16 protein-coding genes are annotated in these 16,830 nt (G+C 68.4%); 13 read left to right on the top strand and 3 right to left on the bottom strand.

Annotated elements, in window-relative coordinates; all coding sequences use genetic code 11:
* Positions 1-25 precede the first annotated feature (25 nt).
* The 10 genes from infB to obgE all read left to right on the top strand — a co-directional run bounded on the left by infB (position 26) and on the right by obgE (position 11,522).
* A complete protein-coding gene (gene infB / locus E4M01_RS02970; protein ID WP_135062317.1) occupies positions 26-3,019 on the top strand; it encodes a translation initiation factor IF-2 in 2,994 nt (997 codons plus the stop codon).
* Between the two features lie 103 nt (positions 3,020-3,122).
* Complete coding sequence (locus tag E4M01_RS02965; protein WP_245158190.1) at positions 3,123-3,653, top strand: hypothetical protein; 531 nt, start codon at positions 3,123-3,125, stop codon at positions 3,651-3,653.
* 9 nt (positions 3,654-3,662) lie between these two features.
* Positions 3,663-4,361, top strand: coding sequence for a DUF2459 domain-containing protein (locus E4M01_RS02960; protein WP_135062318.1), 699 nt, complete (start codon positions 3,663-3,665; stop codon positions 4,359-4,361).
* 63 nt (positions 4,362-4,424) lie between these two features.
* Complete coding sequence (gene rbfA, locus E4M01_RS02955; protein ID WP_135062319.1) at positions 4,425-4,874, top strand: 30S ribosome-binding factor RbfA; 450 nt, start codon at positions 4,425-4,427, stop codon at positions 4,872-4,874.
* A 43-nt stretch (positions 4,875-4,917) separates the two neighbouring features.
* Positions 4,918-5,850, top strand: coding sequence for a tRNA pseudouridine(55) synthase TruB (truB, locus tag E4M01_RS02950; RefSeq protein WP_135062320.1), 933 nt, complete (start codon positions 4,918-4,920; stop codon positions 5,848-5,850).
* A gap of 12 nt (positions 5,851-5,862) precedes the next feature.
* Positions 5,863-6,132 (top strand): 30S ribosomal protein S15, encoded by a 270-nt coding sequence (gene rpsO / locus E4M01_RS02945; protein ID WP_135062321.1) that lies wholly within the window; start codon positions 5,863-5,865, stop codon positions 6,130-6,132.
* Positions 6,133-6,369: 237 nt separating this feature from the next.
* Positions 6,370-8,604 carry a polyribonucleotide nucleotidyltransferase gene (pnp, locus tag E4M01_RS02940; protein WP_135062322.1) on the top strand — a complete coding sequence of 745 codons (2,235 nt, stop codon included), beginning with the start codon at positions 6,370-6,372 and terminating at the stop codon, positions 8,602-8,604.
* Positions 8,605-8,703: 99 nt separating this feature from the next.
* Positions 8,704-9,990 carry a hypothetical protein gene (locus tag E4M01_RS02935; RefSeq protein ID WP_135062323.1) on the top strand — a complete coding sequence of 429 codons (1,287 nt, stop codon included), beginning with the start codon at positions 8,704-8,706 and terminating at the stop codon, positions 9,988-9,990.
* Positions 9,987-10,439 (top strand): hypothetical protein, encoded by a 453-nt coding sequence (locus E4M01_RS02930; RefSeq protein ID WP_135062324.1) that lies wholly within the window; start codon positions 9,987-9,989, stop codon positions 10,437-10,439. The genes E4M01_RS02935 and E4M01_RS02930 overlap by 4 nt, the downstream gene beginning before the upstream one ends.
* Positions 10,440-10,469: 30 nt before the next feature.
* Positions 10,470-11,522, top strand: a complete 1,053-nt coding sequence (gene obgE / locus E4M01_RS02925) for a GTPase ObgE (RefSeq protein WP_135062325.1) — start codon at positions 10,470-10,472, stop codon at positions 11,520-11,522.
* Positions 11,523-11,582: 60 nt separating this feature from the next.
* Here the strand turns inward: obgE and E4M01_RS02920 are convergent, their stop codons facing one another.
* On the bottom strand, positions 11,583-12,047 hold the full coding sequence (locus tag E4M01_RS02920; protein WP_135062326.1) for an Hsp20 family protein: 465 nt from the start codon (positions 12,045-12,047) through the stop codon (positions 11,583-11,585).
* Positions 12,048-12,303: 256 nt separating this feature from the next.
* Between E4M01_RS02920 and E4M01_RS02915 the strand changes: the two genes are divergently transcribed.
* The 3 genes from E4M01_RS02915 to E4M01_RS02905 all read left to right on the top strand — a co-directional run bounded on the left by E4M01_RS02915 (position 12,304) and on the right by E4M01_RS02905 (position 15,061).
* Positions 12,304-13,086: a class I SAM-dependent methyltransferase gene (locus tag E4M01_RS02915; protein WP_135062327.1), complete on the top strand. Its 783-nt coding sequence runs from the start codon at positions 12,304-12,306 to the stop codon at positions 13,084-13,086.
* 83 nt (positions 13,087-13,169) lie between these two features.
* Positions 13,170-14,084, top strand: coding sequence for a class I SAM-dependent methyltransferase (locus E4M01_RS02910; RefSeq protein WP_135062767.1), 915 nt, complete (start codon positions 13,170-13,172; stop codon positions 14,082-14,084).
* Positions 14,081-15,061 (top strand): alpha/beta fold hydrolase, encoded by a 981-nt coding sequence (locus tag E4M01_RS02905; RefSeq protein ID WP_135062328.1) that lies wholly within the window; start codon positions 14,081-14,083, stop codon positions 15,059-15,061. The genes E4M01_RS02910 and E4M01_RS02905 overlap by 4 nt, the downstream gene beginning before the upstream one ends.
* Positions 15,062-15,064: 3 nt before the next feature.
* Here E4M01_RS02905 and E4M01_RS02900 read toward each other — a convergent pair whose 3' ends face one another.
* Both E4M01_RS02900 and E4M01_RS02895 read right to left on the bottom strand, forming a co-directional pair.
* Positions 15,065-16,516 carry an NAD-dependent succinate-semialdehyde dehydrogenase gene (locus tag E4M01_RS02900; RefSeq protein WP_209316065.1) on the bottom strand — a complete coding sequence of 484 codons (1,452 nt, stop codon included), beginning with the start codon at positions 16,514-16,516 and terminating at the stop codon, positions 15,065-15,067.
* A 137-nt stretch (positions 16,517-16,653) separates the two neighbouring features.
* A complete protein-coding gene (locus E4M01_RS02895) occupies positions 16,654-16,794 on the bottom strand; it encodes an entericidin A/B family lipoprotein (protein ID WP_135062329.1) in 141 nt (46 codons plus the stop codon).
* Positions 16,795-16,830: the final 36 nt, after the last annotated feature.

Below are 16,830 nucleotides of genomic sequence, written 5' to 3'. Positions count from 1 at the left end.
TCTCCGCCCTGAGTAAAGCGACCGGATGAGCGACGAAAACGACAAGACCAACGACGGCAAGACCCCTCAGGCCCCTTCGCAGACGGGGCCTCGTGCGCCCCTGAGCTTGAAGCCGCGCGCCACGGGATCTGTGTCGACCGGCACGGTGAAGCAGAGCTTCAGCCACGGCCGTTCCAAGACCGTCGTGGTGGAGACCAAGCGCCGGGCCGGCGCCGGAGCCGGGCATCAGAGGCCGCAGGGCTTCGATGTCGCGCGTCCGCGTCCGGAAGGACAGTCGGCGCCGCGGCCGGCCGCGCCGCGCGCTCCCGCTTCGGCGGGTGGCCTGTCGAGCGAAGAGCAGGAAGCCCGTCGCCGCGCCATCGAAGCCGCGACCCGCGCCCAGGCCGAGCGTGAACGCAAGGCCGCCGAAGAAAAGGCGCGCCGCGACGAGGCTGCGCGCGAGCAGGCCGCCGCCACGGAACAAGCCGCCAGCGCCGCTCGCGCCGAGGCGGAGGCCGCCCGCGCCGCCGCCGAGGCCGCGCGTCAGCAGGCCGCCAAGCTGAGCGCCGCCGCGCCGGCGCCGGCCAAGCCGGCCGCCAAGCCGGAAGCCAAGGTCGAAGCCCCCAAGGCGGAAGTGCCCAAGGCCGAACCGACCCCGGCCGCGCCCGCTCGCCCGGCGCCGCCGGCGCGTCCCGCCGTCAACTTCGGACAGCGCGCGCCCAAGATCCCGACCGGCCGCGCGCCCGTCGAACGTCCTGCCTTCGGCGGCCGCTCGGCGCGCGAACAGGCCATGGGCGGCGGCGAACGCAGCTTCTCTGAACGGCCCCAGGCGTCCTCTCGTCCGCAAGGCGCCGCCGGCGCCGGCGCGGGAGCGGGTCGTCCCAAGGCCAATGAGACCGTCCGCTACTCGGCCCTCAACCCCCGGCCGGCGCCCGGCGCGGCGCGTCCCGGCGGACCCGGCGGCGCCCGCCCCGGCGGCCGCCCGGCCCCGAACCAGCCGCCGGCCGAACCCTCGGTCCTGCGCCCGGTGCGCGCCGGTTTCGGCGGACGCGCGACGCGTGACGACGATCGTGACAAGCGTTTCGGCGACGCCGGTCCTGGCAAGGCTGTCAGCCGCACGCGCGGCGAGCCCAAGCGCCGCGAAGGTCGCCTGACCATCTCGGCCCTGGCCGGCGACGGCGACACCGCCGAGCGCATGCGCTCGCTGGCCTCGGTTCGCCGGGCCCGCGAACGCGAGAAGGAAAAGCGCAAGGGCGGCTCGACCGACGCTCCCAATCGCCCGCGCGAAGTCGTCATCCCCGACGTCATCACTGTCGGCGACCTGGCCAACCGGATGGCCGTGCGCGGCGTGGACATCATCAAGTTCCTGATGCGTCAGGGCATGATGATGAAGATCAACGACGTCATCGATTCCGACACCGCCGAACTGGTGGCCGAGGAATACGGCATGGCCGTCAAGCGCGTGTCGGAGAGCGACATCGAAACCGGCTTCCTGGCCGAGGACGACGACACCGACGCGACCGAGGCCCGCGCGCCGGTCGTGGCCATCATGGGCCACGTCGACCACGGCAAGACCTCGCTGCTGGACGCCCTGCGCACTACCGACGTGGCGGCGGGCGAGGCCGGCGGCATCACCCAGCACATCGGCGCCTATCAGGTGCGGCTGGACGACGGTCAGAAGGTCACCTTCCTGGACACCCCGGGCCACGCCGCTTTCTCGGCGATGCGGGCGCGCGGCGCGAATGTCACCGACATCGTGGTTCTGGTGGTGGCCGCCGACGACGGCGTCATGCCTCAGACCATCGAGGCCATCCAGCACGCCAAGGCGGCCAATGCGCCCCTGATCGTGGCGGTCAACAAGATCGACAAGCCGGACGCCAACTCGACCAAGGTCGTCAACGAGCTGCTGCAGCACGAAGTCATCGCCGAGAGCCTGGGCGGCGACACCCAGATCATCGAGGTGTCGGCCAAGGAGCGCATCAACCTGGATGGCCTGCTCGAAGCCATCCTGGTGCAGGCCGAGATCATGGATCTGCGCGCCAACCCGGAACGCTCGGCCGAAGGCGTGGTCATCGAGGCCAAGCTGGACAAGGGCCGCGGTCCGGTCGGCACCGTGCTGGTCAAGCGCGGTACGCTGAAGCGCGGCGACATCGTCGTGGCCGGCTCGGCCTGGGGCAAGGTCCGCGCCCTGCTGAACGAGCGCAACGAGCAGCTGACCGAAGCCGGTCCGTCCGTTCCGGTCGAGATCCTCGGCCTGGACGAAGCCCCCAGCCCGGGCGACGTCTTCGCCGTGGTCGAGAGCGAGGCTCGCGCCCGCGAACTGACCGACTACCGCGAACGCACCCGTCGTCAGGCGGGTCAGGTCTCGGGCGGCTCGGTCTCGCTGGTCGACATGATGTCCAAGCTGCAGTCCAAGAAGGTCTCGGAGCTGCCGGTCCTCATCAAGGCCGACGTCCAGGGCTCGGCCGAGGCCATTGTCGGCTCGCTGGACAAGATGGGCAACGACGAGGTCCGCGCCCGCACCGTCTATTCGGGCGCCGGCGGCATCACCGAGAGCGACGTGAACCTGGCCAAGTCGGCCGGGGCGCCCATCCTGGGCTTCAACGTCCGCGCCTCCAAACAGGCCCGCGATCTGGCCGAGCGCGAAGGCGTGGAGATCCGCTACTACGCGATCATCTACGACCTGCTGGACGACATCAAAGGCGTGCTGTCGGGCATGCTGGCGCCGCTGCAACGGGAAACCTTCCTGGGCAACGCTCAGGTCTTGCAGGTCTTCGACATCTCCAAGATCGGCAAGATCGCCGGCTGCCGCGTCACAGAAGGCGTCGTACGCAAGGGCGCTAAGGTCCGCATCATCCGCGACGACGTGGTGGTGCTGGAGTTGGGCACGCTCAACACGCTCAAGCGCTTCAAGGACGAGGTCAACGAAGTGCCCTCGGGCCAGGAATGCGGCATGCAGTTCCAAGGCTTCCAGGACATCAAGGAAGGTGACTACATCGAGTGCTTCACGGTCGAAGAGATCAAGCGCACGCTGGACTAGTCCTGTCCGAGTCGCGACATCGCCAGGACTACCTCGATCCCCTTCCGCCGCCCGGCGGGAGGGGATTCGGCTTTTCGCCGCAATGCAGGTTAGAGATTGGCCCATGAAAGCCATGCCCGCCCTCGCCTTCATCACCGCCGTTTCGGCCGTGGCCGCGCCAGCGCCGGTCCAGGCCGATACCCGCTTCCTCGCCTATGACGCCTCCGATCGCGTCACCCAGGCCCTGACTCGCGGCCTGACTCTGGAAGTCGAGCGAGGTCTGTTCGGCGCCATCCGTGTGAACCGGCTAATCTCGACTAGCGCCCGCGGTGAGGCCCGGATCGAGCGTGGCGGACCGTCTCAAGTCCTGGCCGCCCTGCCTAGCGAAGCCGGTGAGCGGGCCATCTACGCCATCCAGGCCCAGGGGGACGGACGCGGCTTGGCGCGCGCTCTGTGTCCCAGCGCCGAGGAGGCCTGGTTGGTGCTGGGCCGGGTCCGGGCGGGGCGGCCGCTGACCATGCAGGCGGTGGGACGCTGGCCCGACGGCCAGATGCGGCACTGCGTGCAGCTGAGCTACACCTATCGCGGGGAGTGGGCCCTGCCGCCAGCCGGGACGGGACCGTCGGACACGACGCTTCCGGGCTTCACCCGCTAGCGGCCTGACATGGGCGGAGGGCTGGGACGCATTATCGGCGCGGGCCTGATCGGCCTGATCGCGGGACTCTGGACCTGGACCCTGCCCGGCGATCCAGCCGTTTTCCCGAGCCGGACGGACGATGCGCCGGTGATCGTCCACCTACTCGACAACGGCTTTCACACCGATATCGCCGTGCCCCGCGCGACGCTCCAAGCGCGCCCCGGGCCGCTGGGCCGCGCGGTCCGGGGCTTGGCTCCCGGAGACTGGGTGTTGATCGGCTGGGGGGACGCACGCTTCTATGTCGAGCAAGGGCCGATAGGCGAGCGGCTGCCCGACGGCGCCCGCGCCTTTTTCCGGCCGGGCAACCCATCCGTGGTGATGCTGGACCCAGTTCAGCATGATCCGGCGCAGCTTCGTGCCTCCGAGGGGCGACGCGAGCTGCGCCTGTCGCCCGGCGGTTTCGACCGAATGGCCGAGCGCATCGAGCGATCCCTGGCGTTGCAGGACGGCGAGGCCCGCCCGGCGACGCAGCGGCCCGGCGACGACGCCGCCTTCTTCGCCAGCCGCGAGACCTTTTGGATCGGCCATCTGTGCAATCACTGGACGGCGCGAGTGCTGAACGCCGGCGGCGTGCCGGTGCGTCCGCTGCGGTCCGTGACCTCGGCCGAGGTCATGCGGGCGGTCGGCGCAGCAGCCGCGCTGGACACCGGGGGGCGAGACGACTAGACCGCGCCCCTTCGCTTTTCCTGCCGGGTCCGATCCCCGGCGAGCGACCGAAAGGAGCGGCCCATGGCCCGCAAACAGCACACCCGAAACGCCTCCGGGGCTCAGGGACCGTCGCAACGCCAGCTTCGCGCGGGCGAACTGGTTCGCCACGCCCTGGTCGACGTCCTGCGAGAGGAGGACATCCACGACGAGGCCCTTCAGGGCGTGTCGGTCACCGTGACCGAGGTGCGGATGAGCCCGGACCTGCGCCACGCCACCTGTTTCGTCGAGCCGCTGGGCGCCGGCGTCGAGGCCGCGCCGACCACGGGTCAGGAGAGCGCCATCATCAAGGCGCTGAACGTCCACGCCAAATTCCTGCGCGGCCGCCTGGGGTCCAAGCTGGACATGAAGTTCACCCCCGACCTGCGCTTCCGCCATGACGAAAGCTTCGACGCGGCCAGCCACATGGACCGCCTGTTCAACGACCCCCGCGTCCGCGCCGATCTGGAAGCGGGCGAGGACGGCGAGGAATGAGAACGCGGCCTCAAGCAGCGCAACGCGCGGCAGGCCCAGCCTAATGGCCCGTCGCAAGCGCGGCGACGTCGTCGACGGGTGGGTCTGTCTGGACAAGCCCTACGGCATGGGATCGACCGAGGCGGTCACCAAGGTGCGCCGCCTGTTCAACGCCCAGAAGGCGGGTCACGCCGGCACGCTGGATCCGCTGGCGGACGGCATCCTGCCGATCGCGCTGGGCGAAGCCACAAAGACCGTGCCCTTCATGATGGAGGCGCAGAAGGTCTATCGCTTCACCATCCAGTGGGGCGTCTCGACCGACAGCCTGGATCGCGAGGGTGAGATCACCGGCCGCTCCGACGTTCGGCCCTCGGTCGAGGCGGTGAAGGCGGCGCTGCCGGACTTCGTGGGTGAGATCGATCAGGTTCCGCCGGCCTTCTCGGCCATCAAGGTCAATGGCGAGCGCGCCTATGACCTGGCGCGCGACGGGGTCGAGGTCGAGCTGGCTTCGCGCCGCGTGACCATCCACGAAGCCGCGGTGACCGACGCGCCGGACGCCGACCACCTCGAGATCACCATGCGCACCGGCAAGGGCGTCTACGTCCGCTCGCTGGCGCGCGACCTGGCCCGGATGCTGGGCGCGGAGGGGCACGTTTCGGCCCTGCGGCGCGAGCGCGTGGGGCCGTTCTCGACCCAGAATGCGGTGTCGCTGGATTTTCTGTCCGATCTGGCGCATAAGGGCGCCGCCTCGGAGGGCCTGCTGCCCGTCTCGACCGCTCTGGACGACATCCCGGAGCTGGCCGTCACGGACCAGGACGCCCTCTCGCTGAGGCAGGGACGGCCGATCGTTCTGCTCCCCCGACAGGTCGAAACGCTCAAGGACCAGCTCAATGCGGGTTCTCGGACGGTTTCGGCGTTCGCGGGCGGAACCCTGGTCGCTCTCTGTTCGATGCGGGCCGGTCGATTAGAACCCGACCGCGTTTTCAACCTCCCATGATGGAGTCATACGATGTCGATTACGGCTCAACGCAAGGCCGAAGTCATCGCCGATAACGCCCGCGCTTCGGGCGACACCGGTTCGGCCGAGGTCCAGGTCGCGATCCTTTCGGAACGCATCGCCAACCTCACCGAGCACTTCAAGACCCACAAGAAAGACAACCACTCGCGCCGCGGCCTGCTCAAGATGGTCTCGCAGCGTCGTCGTCTTCTTGACCACCTGAACACCGTCGACAGCGCGCGTTACACCGCCCTGATCGGCAAGCTGGGCCTGCGCCGCTAAGGCGCGAACCGGCAGCGGAAAAGCTTTTCGAGGCGCGGGCGTCACGTCCGCGCCTCGTTCCGCATCCAAAGACCACCCGAGCGCCGCGGGATGTCACGGCGTAGACGCGAGGGCCAGCACCGGTCCTCATCACCCGCCCGCCGTCATTCGGACGCCGGGTCCATAGGGACCGAGGGACTGAACCCCTGACGCTCCGCCCCGCCGGGAATACGCCCGCCGGGATACGAAAGACGAAACATGTTCGATATCAAACGCAAGACGATCGACTGGGCCGGCCGGCCGCTGACGCTGGAAACCGGCCGCATCGCCCGTCAGGCCGACGGCGCCGTGCTGGCGACCTATGGCGAGACCGTGGTTCTGGCCACCGTCGTCTACGGACGCGCGCCCAAGCCCGGCCTGGATTTCTTCCCGCTGACCGTCAACTACCAGGAAAAGACCTTCGCCGCCGGCAAGATCCCGGGCGGCTATTTCAAGCGTGAAGGCCGTCCGACCGAGAAGGAGACGCTGGTCTCGCGCCTGATCGACCGTCCGATCCGTCCGCTGTTCGTCAAGGGCTTCAAGAACGAGACCCAGGTCGTCGTCACCGTGCTGCAGCACGACATGGAAAACGATCCGGACATCGTCGGCCTGGTGGCCGCCTCGGCCGCCCTGACGATCTCGGGCGTGCCCTTCATGGGCCCGATCGGCGCCGCGCGCGTCGGCTACATCGACGGCGAGCTGGTGCTGAACCCGACGCTGGAGCAGATGCCGACCTCGGACCTGGATCTGGTGGTCGCCGGCACCCAGGACGCCCTGATGATGGTCGAGTCCGAGGCCAAGGAACTGTCGGAAGACACCTTCCTGGACGCTCTGATGTTCGCCCACCGCGGCATGCAGCCGGTGATCGACGCGATCATCGAACTGGCCGAGCACGCCGCCAAGGAGCCCTTCGACTTCCAGGCCGAGGATCACTCCGACGTCGTCGCCTCGATCCAGAACCTGGTCGGCGAGGACATCAAGGCCGCCTACACCCACGCCGGCAAGTACGAGCGCCGCACCGGCGTCGACGTGGCCAAGAAGAAGGCCGCCGAAGCCCTGGTGAAGACCGACGAGAACCCGGACGGCGTCGAGCCGGCCAAGTTCGGCGCGGCTTTCAAGGAATGCGAAGCCCACGTCCTGCGTCGCGACATCATCGACAACGGCCACCGCGTCGACGGCCGCGCCCTGGACAAGGTCCGGGACATCGTCTCGGAAGTCGGCGTCTTCCCGCGCACCCACGGCTCGGCCCTGTTCACCCGCGGTGAAACGCAAGCCATCGTGGTCGCCACCCTGGGCACCGGCGAAGACGAACAGTACGTCGACGCCCTGTCGGGGACGTACAAAGAGAAGTTCCTGCTGCACTATAACTTCCCTCCCTACTCGGTCGGCGAGACCGGTCGGATGGGCGGCGCGGGTCGTCGGGAAATCGGTCACGGCAAGCTGGCCTGGCGCGCCATCCGTCCGATGCTGCCGTCGTCGGAAGACTTCCCCTACACCATCCGTCTGGTGTCGGAGATCACCGAGTCCAACGGCTCGTCCTCGATGGCCACGGTCTGCGGTTCGTCGCTGGCGCTGATGGATGCGGGCGTGCCGCTGAAGAAGCCCGTCTCGGGCATCGCCATGGGCCTGATCCTGGAGCCGTCGGGCGAGTTCGCCATCCTGTCGGACATCCTGGGTGACGAAGATCACCTGGGCGACATGGACTTCAAGGTCGCCGGCACGCGTGACGGCATCACCTCGCTGCAGATGGACATCAAGGTCGCCGGCATCACCGAAGAGATCATGAAGAAGGCGATCGCCCAGGCTTCGGCCGGCCGTCTTCACATTCTCGACGAGATGGACAAGGCCATCGACGGCGCCCGCACCGAGCTGGGCGAGTTCGCGCCCAAGATCGAGTCGATCAAGGTTCCGACCGACAAGATCCGTGACATCATCGGCACCGGCGGCAAGATCATCCGCGAGATCGTCGAAAAGACCGGCGCCAAGATCAACATCGAGGACGACGGCACGGTGAAGATCGCCGCCTCGGAACAGGAAAAGATCGACGCCGCCAAGGCCTGGATCTCGTCCATCGTCTCCGAGCCCGAGCCGGGCGCCATCTACACCGGCAAGGTCGTGAAGGTCGTCGACTTCGGCGCCTTCGTGAACTTCTTCGGCGCCAAGGACGGCTTGGTCCACGTCAGCCAGATCTCGCTGGAGCGCGTCGCCAACCCGGCTGACGTCCTGTCGGAAGGCCAGGAGGTCAAGGTCAAGTTCCTGGGCATGGACGATCGCGGCAAGACGAAGCTGTCGATGAAGGTCGTGGATCAGGAAACCGGTGAGGACATCACCGACAAGATCAACGCCGAGCGCGCCGAACGCGGCGAGGCCCCGCTGTCGGAAGACACCGGCGGTCGTCCCAAGCGGGACGGCGACCGCAACGGCGGCGATCGCGGCCGTCGTCGTCGCGACTGATCGTCATCCTGACTGATGAGAAGGGCCCCGCCGGCGACGGCGGGGCTTTTTTCATGGGCGCTCAGCCTCTAGCCTTCGGCGACGCCTGAGGAGGGACCCATGCGCGCCATCATCCTGAGCTTGAGCCTGGGCCTGTGCCTGTTGGCCGCCGCCTGCGCGAGCGCGCCGCGCCCGACCGTCGACAGCCTGGACGCGATCGCGGCCGACTATGTGCGCATGCAGCTGGAGATCGGCGAGCGCGAGGACGGATACGTCGACGCCTATTACGGTCCCGCCGAATGGGCCGAGGCGGCCAAGGCAAATCCGCGCACGGTCGGTCAACTGGTCGTCGCCGCGGCCGGGCTGACATCGCGGCTGAACGCACTGGACGCGGCAGGCTGGACGCAGGAGGAGGTTCAGCGTCGCCGCTATCTGCTGGCCCATATCGCCGCCGCCGACACGCGCCTGCGCATGCAGCAGGGCCAGACCTTCAGCTTCGCCGAAGAGGCCGAGCGGCTGTTCGGCATCCGGCCCGAGCTCAATCCTCTGTCGAGCTATGATCCCATCCTGGCCCGCATCGAAGCGCTGGTTCCCGGTGAAGGTGCGGTCGGCGAGCGCATCGCCGCCTTCCGCGCGCCCCTCGCCATCCCGCGTGACCGGCTGCAGACCGTGATGCAGGCCGCCATCGACGAATGCCGTCGGCGCACCGAGGCGCATATCGCCCTGCCGGCCAACGAAAGCTTCACCCTGACCCTGGTCGGCGACAAACCGTGGTCCGGCTATAATTACTATCAGGGCGGTTCGGTCTCCAAGATCGAGATCAACGCCGATCTGCCGATCTATCTGGACCGGGCGATCGATCTGGGCTGCCACGAAGGCTATCCCGGCCACCACGTCTACAACGCCCTGCTGGAGCAGATCTTCGTCACCGAGAAGGGCTGGGTGGAGATGAGCCTGTATCCGCTGTTCAGCCCCATGTCCCTGGTGGCCGAGGGCAGCGCCAACTACGGCATCGACCTGGCCTTCCCGGGCGACGAGGCGATCCGGTATCAGCGCGAGGTTCTGGCCCCGCTGGCCGGGGTGTCGCCCGAGCGCGTCGCTTCGAACGCCGAACTGCTGGCCCTGACGCGTCAGCTGGAAGGCGCGGAATACACCATCGCCTCGGAGTATCTGGCCGGGCGAATGCCGCGCGATCAGGCGATCGAGGCCCTGTCGCGCTATCGGCTGATGGACCGGGCGCGGGCGACCCAGCGCGTGGCCTTCATCGACACCTACCGCAGCTATGTCATCAACTACGGCCTTGGCCGCGACTTGGTGCAGCGCTGGATCGAGGCGCAGGGCCCGGACCACTGGGCGACGACCAAGGTCCTGCTGTCCAGCCAGATCCTGCCGGTGGACCTGAAATGAAGTCCGAGGGCGTGTGGCGCGGTCTGTCCGTGGGTTGCGCCGTTGTCGCCGCCATCAGCGCTGTCGCGCTGGCCGGCCTGCTTTTGACCTACATGTCAGGTTGGACGCCGCTTCATCTCATGGCGATGATGCACGTCTCGATGACGCTGGGCGTGCTGCTCCTGCTGTTCCTCGCCGTGATCGGGGTGGTGTTCGCGATTATCCATTTCGCAACCGGCCGCCGAGCGCACGGCCTGAGCTGGGTGCTGAGAATCGTCGGCTCGGCCAGCGTCGCTTTGGGTCTTCTGATGGCGCTTCACGGCTTCACTGCCATGCAGGCGGCGATCGCCGAGGTGGGGCCTGTGAGCTTCGCCGTCACCTCGTCCAGCTGGGCCGAGATCGCCCTGTTCTTCGTCCTGGGTTTCGGACCTGCGGCGATCTGGTTCTGGGTCAGCCGGCCACGCCTGTAATTCGCCGTCGTCCTGGGGCATAAGCCGGCGATGAAATTCCTCGACCAGGCCAAGATCTACATTCGCTCGGGAAATGGCGGCGGGGGGGCCGTGTCGTTTCGGCGCGAGAAGTTCATTCCGAACGGCGGTCCCGACGGGGGCGACGGCGGGCGGGGCGGCGACGTCTGGATCGAGTCGCACGAAGGGCTGAACACCCTGATCGACTACCGCTATCAGCAGCATTTCAAGGCCCAGACCGGCCACCACGGCCAGGGGCGCAACATGCACGGCGCCAAGGGCGCCGACGTGGTGCTGAAGGTTCCGGTCGGCACTCAGGTGCTGGACGAGGACAAGGAGACGGTGCTGCTGGACATGGACGTGGCCGGCAAGCGCGAACTACTGCTGAGCGGCGGCAACGGCGGCTGGGGCAACGACCGCTTCAAGGGGCCGGTCAACCAGGCGCCCAAACACGCCAATCCGGGCCAGGAGGGCCAGGAGCGCTGGATCTGGCTGCGGCTGAAGCTGATCGCCGACATCGGCCTGGCGGGCCTGCCCAATGCGGGCAAGTCGACCTTCCTAGCTGCGGCGTCGGCCGCGCGGCCCAAGATCGCGGACTATCCCTTCACCACCCTGGCGCCCAACCTGGGCATGGTGGACCTGAGCCCGTCCGAACGGTTCGTCATCGCCGACATTCCGGGCCTGATCGAGGGCGCCAGCGAGGGCGCGGGCCTGGGCACGCGCTTTTTGGGCCACGTCGAGCGGTCGGCCAGCCTGATCCACCTCATCGACGGCACGCAGGACGACGTGGCCGGCGCCTACCGCACCATCCGCGGCGAGCTTGAGGCCTATGGCGCGGGCCTGGGCGACAAGGCAGAAATCCTGGCGCTGAACAAGGTCGACGCCCTGACGCCCGAGGTGCGCGAGGAGAAGGCCGCCGAGCTCGAGGCCGTGGCCGGCCGCCGGCCGATGCTGGTGTCGGGCGTGTCGGGCGAAGGCGTGCCGCAGCTGCTGCGCGCTGCCTGGGCCGAGGTGCGCAAGGCGCGCGGCGAGGCCGGCGTCGACGAGGACGAGACGGCCGAGGCGCCGGGCGGCTGGGCGCCCTAGAACGCGAAAAAAGGGGACGGCGCGAACGCCGTCCCCTTGGTCTTCAGCGGCCTGATCGGATCAGGCGGCCTTCTTGGCCTTTCCTTCGATCAGGGCCGGACCGGTCCCGATATCGATGCGGCGCGGCTTGAGCGCCTCGGGCAGCTCGCGCTTCAGCTCGATGGCGAGCAAGCCGTTGACCAGATCGGCGGCGGTGACCACCACATAGTCGGCCAGCTGGAAGCGGCGCTCGAAGTCGCGCTCGGCCAGGCCGCGATGCAGGTAGGTCTTCTGCGCGGCGTCGTCATTGGCGGTCTTGCGCCCGGTGACGGTGAGCAGGTTCTCCTTCACCTCGATGTTCAGCTCGTCGGGCGAGAAGCCGGCGACGGCGATCTCGATGCGATAGGCGTTCTCGCCCGTCGTCTCGATATTGTAGGGCGGCCATCCGTTTTCCTGGCTGGAGCGCGAGGCGCTTTCCAGCAGATTGGCCAGACGGTCGAAGCCGACGGCCGAACGGTACAGCGGCGAGAAATCATAGGTACGCATCAGTCATCCTCCTGAGGATCAGCAAGGTTGAACCGCCCCCGCGGTTTGGCCCGGGACGGCGTTGGGTGTCAGCCCTTCAGCGGCCCGAAATCGGCCCCGCCAGGTCTGGAAGGCCCGGGATCGGCGCCTTCGAATGCGATGTGGGAAGCCGTTCTCGACCGTCAAGGGGTGCGAAATCGCCGCGCCTGCACGCGCGCCCTTGTCCCGTCGCGAGGCGGCTCTAGGGTGACCCATCATCTCGTTCCGGAGCTTGCCGATGCGCCCGACCGCCCTCATCCTCGCCGCCGTCCTGCCGCTGATCGCGGCGCCCGCCCTGGCCCAGGAGGCGCCGCGCACCCTGCAGCGTTCGGCCCTGTCCATGACTCCGCCGGTGCCTCAGGAAGATCAGGCCCTCGCAGCCGCCGTCGCCTCGACCACGCGGTCCGAGGCTGATCGGGCGCGCGACGCCTATCGCAATCCCGTCGAGACCCTGACCTTCTGGGGGCTGCAGCCCGGCCAGACCGTGGTCGAGATCGAGCCTGGCCGCGCCGGCTGGTGGAGCCACATCCTGGAGCCGTACGCCCAGGCGACCGGCGGCCGATACGTCGCCGTGAACCGTCCGCTGGAGACGATGGGCGTCGAGGACGGCTCGGCCGATCTGGTGATCGTGGCGCGCGCCTTCCACAACTGGCACCGCGCCGGCCGCACCGAGGCCTATCTGGACGCCTTCTTCAAGGCGCTGAAGCCGGGCGGCGTGCTGGCTGTCGAACAGCATCGCAGCGTCGACGGCCTGAACATCAACGACACCGCCTCGACCGGCTATGTGCCCGAGAGCTGGGTCATCCAGGCCGCCCAGCGCGCCGGCTTCGTTCTGGACGCGCGCAGCGAGGTGAACGCCAATCCCAAGGACGACCGCGCCCATCCGTTCGGCGTCTGGACCCTGCCGCCGGTGCGCCGCACCGAACAGGACGGCCGGACCCTGACCGCCGAGGAGCGCGCGAGATACGACGCCGTGGGAGAAAGCGACCGCATGACGCTGCGCTTCCGCAAGCCGGCCTGAGACGCGGTCTTTGACCCAAGGCGCGAAGCTAGTTAATCCCCAAGACGCCGAGCAGGGGATTTCGGATGCGTGAGTTGAGGCCGATGGCGCCGGGCGCCGTTTCGCGCCGATGGCTGATGGGGGGCGCGGGCTCTGTCCTGGCGCTGACCGGACTGGCCGCCTGCGGGCGCCGCGAAGAGAAAACAGCCGCGCCGGCCGCCCAGGAACCTGCTCCCGAGCCGGGCCCGCCCGAGGGGTCTCTGGAATGGGCCGTGGCCGGTCCCTGGCGCGAGCGCGACAAGGGCCGCGACGAATGGCGCCACCCCATGGAGACGCTGCGATTCTTCGGCCTGCAGCCGCGAATGACCGTCGTCGAGTTCTGGCCGGGCGCCGGCTGGTACACCGAAATCCTGGCGCCGTATCTCAATCGCGGCGGCGGTTCATACTGGGCTGCCCTTTTCGCAGCGGGTCCAGGCGCGGATCCGGCGCAGGCTGCTTTAAACACCGCGTTCCATAACCGCTTCGAAGGTGATCGGCGCCTTTACGGCCAGATCCAGACATCCACCTTCGGATCAGGTTCGGGGCCTGTGATCGAGCCGGCCGGGCGGGCCGACATGGTGCTCTTTCTGAGATCCATCCATTCGTGGATGGCGGCGGGGATCGCCGAGAAGGCTTTCGCGGACGCCTACGCGGCGCTGCGGCCAGGCGGCATACTCGGCGTCGAACAGCATCGTCTTCAGCCTGAGCGCGATCAGGATCCGGCGGCAGCCAACGGCTACGTCCAGGAAGCCTTTGTCCGGCAGTTGGCCGAGGAAGCGGGCTTCGTCTTCGTCGACTCATCGGAGATCAACGCCAATCCAGCCGACACGAAGGATCATCCCTTCGGGGTCGAAACCCTGGCGCCCCAGCGCCGAACCTCGCCGCCCGGGGAGGCGCCCGATCCCGAGTTCGACCGCACCAAGTATGACGCCATCGGCGAAAGCGATCGAATGACGCTCAAGTTCAGGAAGCCCGAGTGAACCGCGTCACAGACTTCGCCGCCCATGCGCCCCTGATGGGGGTTCCCGGCGCCGCTTCGCCTCCCGGCGGACAGGGCGAGTGGTATCGCGGCGCCGGCGGCCTTCGCCTGCGCGCGGCCCTGTGGACGCCGGCGACGCCGCCGCGCGGGTCGGTGGTGCTCAGTCCCGGGCGGACCGAGCCGATCGAGAAATATTATGAGGTCATCGGCAACTTCCTGGCGCGTGGCTTTGTGGTTCTGGCGCACGACTGGCGAGGCCAGGGACTTTCCGCGCGGCTGCTGCCGGATCGGTTGAAGGGCCATGCGCGCGCGGTCGAGGAGTTCCTGGACGACTATGCACGGCTGATCGACGCCTTCGAGACGCGGATGCCCAGGCCCTGGATCATGGTCGGCCATTCGATGGGCGGCGCGCTGAATCTGCTGACGCTGGAAGAAGGTGAGGGACGTTTCGCCGGCGCCGTGCTGTCCAGCCCCATGCTGAAGGTCAAGACCGGCAAGCGCTCGATGTGGTCCGTCAAGCTGGCGGTGCGGTGGCACCTGCGGCACGGCAAGGCTGGCGACTACATCCTGGGAGATCCTGACGATCCGTTCGAACACACCTTCGAGCACGACGCCCTGACCACGGACGAGGCGCGCTACGAGATATGGCGTCAGCAGCTGTACGCCTGTCCGCATCTGGCGGTGGGCGGACCGACCTGGGGCTGGCTGAACTTCGCCATCGATGCAGGTGAGCGTGCGCTGAAGCCGCGGGCGCTGAAGGTCGTCAAGGCTCCGGTGGTGATCGTCCAGTCAGCCGACGACGATCGCATCTGGAAACAGACCAGTCGCTGGGCCGCCAAACGCCTGGCGCACGGCCGCTATGTCGAGGTCGAAGGCGCGCGCCACGAGATCATCATGGAGACGGATCCGCGGCGCGGCGTCTTTTTGGCCGAGTTCGACGCCCTGGCCGACCAGGTTGCGCCCCGGGCGGCGGGCTGACGGCTACTTCAGGCCCAGGGTCAGGGCCTTGATGTCCACATATTCGTCGATGCCGTGGGTCGATCCCTCGCGGCCGTAGCCCGACTCCTTGACCCCGCCGAAGGGGGCGACGGCGGTGGAGGTCAGGCCGGTGTTGATTCCGCACATCCCTGCCTCGATTTGGCGGCCGATGCGGAAGGCGCGGTCCAGATCGCGTGTGAACAGGTAGGACGCCAGGCCGAACGCGCTGTCGTTCGCCTTGGCCACCACCTCGTCCTCACTGTCGAAGGCGAAGACCGGCACCAGAGGGCCGAAGGTCTCCTCTTCGCGGAACAGGGCGTCGTCGCCGCCCAGGGTCACGGTCGGCTGGAAGAAGCGTCCGCCCAGTTCGTGGCGTCCGCCGCCGGTTAGGACACGGCCGCCCTTCTCCTTGATGTGCTCCAGGTGACGTTTGACCTTGTCGACGGCCTTGTCTTCGATCAGCGGGCCGACTTTCACGCCGTCTTCGAAGGCGGCGCCGACCTTCAGCTTGGCGACTTCGGCGGCCAGCTTTTCGGCGAAAGCTTCCGACACCGAGCGTTCGACATAGACGCGGTTGGGGCAGACGCAGGTCTGGCCCGAGTTGCGGAACTTGCCCTTGATGGTCTCGGCCACGGCGAGGTCCAGATCGGCGTCGGCGAAGACGATCAGCGGGGCGGCGCCGCCCAGCTCCATCGACAGACGCTTCAGGGTCGGGGCGCACTGCTCGGCCAGCTTCTTGCCCACCGGGGTGGAGCCGGTGAAGCTGAGCTTGCGGATCAGCGGCGACGATGTAAGCACGCCGCCGATCGTCGCCGCATCGCCGGTGACGACGCTGAGCGCACCCTTGGGCAGGCCGGCCTTGTAGGCCAGCTCGACCAGGGCGATGGCGGTGAACGGGGTCTGGCTGGCCGGCTTGACCACGGCGGTGCAGCCGGCGGCGAAGGCGGGGCCCAGCTTGCGCGTCAGCATGGCGGCCGGGAAGTTCCAGGGCGTGATCAGGGCGGCGGGACCGACGGCCTGTCGGAAGGTGATGATGGCGTGCCCCAGCGGGCTGTCCTGGGTGTCGCCCAGCAGGCGCTCGGCCTCGCCGGCGAACCACTTCAGGAAGCTGTTGGCGTAGACCGCCTCGCCCTTGGCCTCTTCGAACGGCTTGCCGTTCTCCAGCGCCATGAGGGCGCCCAGGCCCTCGATGTTCTCGTCGATCAGGCGAGCCCATTCTCGCAGAAAGGCTGCCCGCTTGTGCGGGTCGGTGCGCGACCAGCCGGGAAAGGCGTCGTGAGCCGCCTGAATAGCCCGCTCCGTTTCGGCGACGCCGAGATCGGGCACATGGCCGATGACGTCGCCGGTCGCCGGGTCATCGACCGCGATCCGCGCGCCGGAGCCGGCGACCTTCTCGCCCGCGATCAGCGCGTGTTCGAAGATCATGCTGCGGGCGGCGGCGCGGGGATCGGCCATGGCTCATTCTCCAGAAGGAAACGGATGGTGCTGCGACGGGTCAAGCGCGGCTCGGCTGCACGGTCAAGCCATGCCCGAATGCAGCCGGCCCCGCCGGTGCGAGCACCGACGGGGCCGTGCCTGCAATCCGCGAGCGCTTAGTTGCGTCGAGCATCCTCGGCCGCGCCCGTGACGGCCTGACCGGCGGCCTGGGTGTCGCGTCCCACGCCGGAGATGGTGTTGCAGGCGGCGGTGGTCAGGGCGGCCGCGGCGACCATCAGAACGATAACCTTGCGCATCGAGAAATCTCCTAGGATTCCGGCGGCCCCTGCCGA

It is taken from the genome of Brevundimonas sp. MF30-B (genome assembly GCF_004683885.1).
Classification (GTDB): Bacteria; Pseudomonadota; Alphaproteobacteria; order Caulobacterales; family Caulobacteraceae; genus Brevundimonas.
This window is presented reverse-complemented; position numbering and strand designations above follow the sequence as displayed.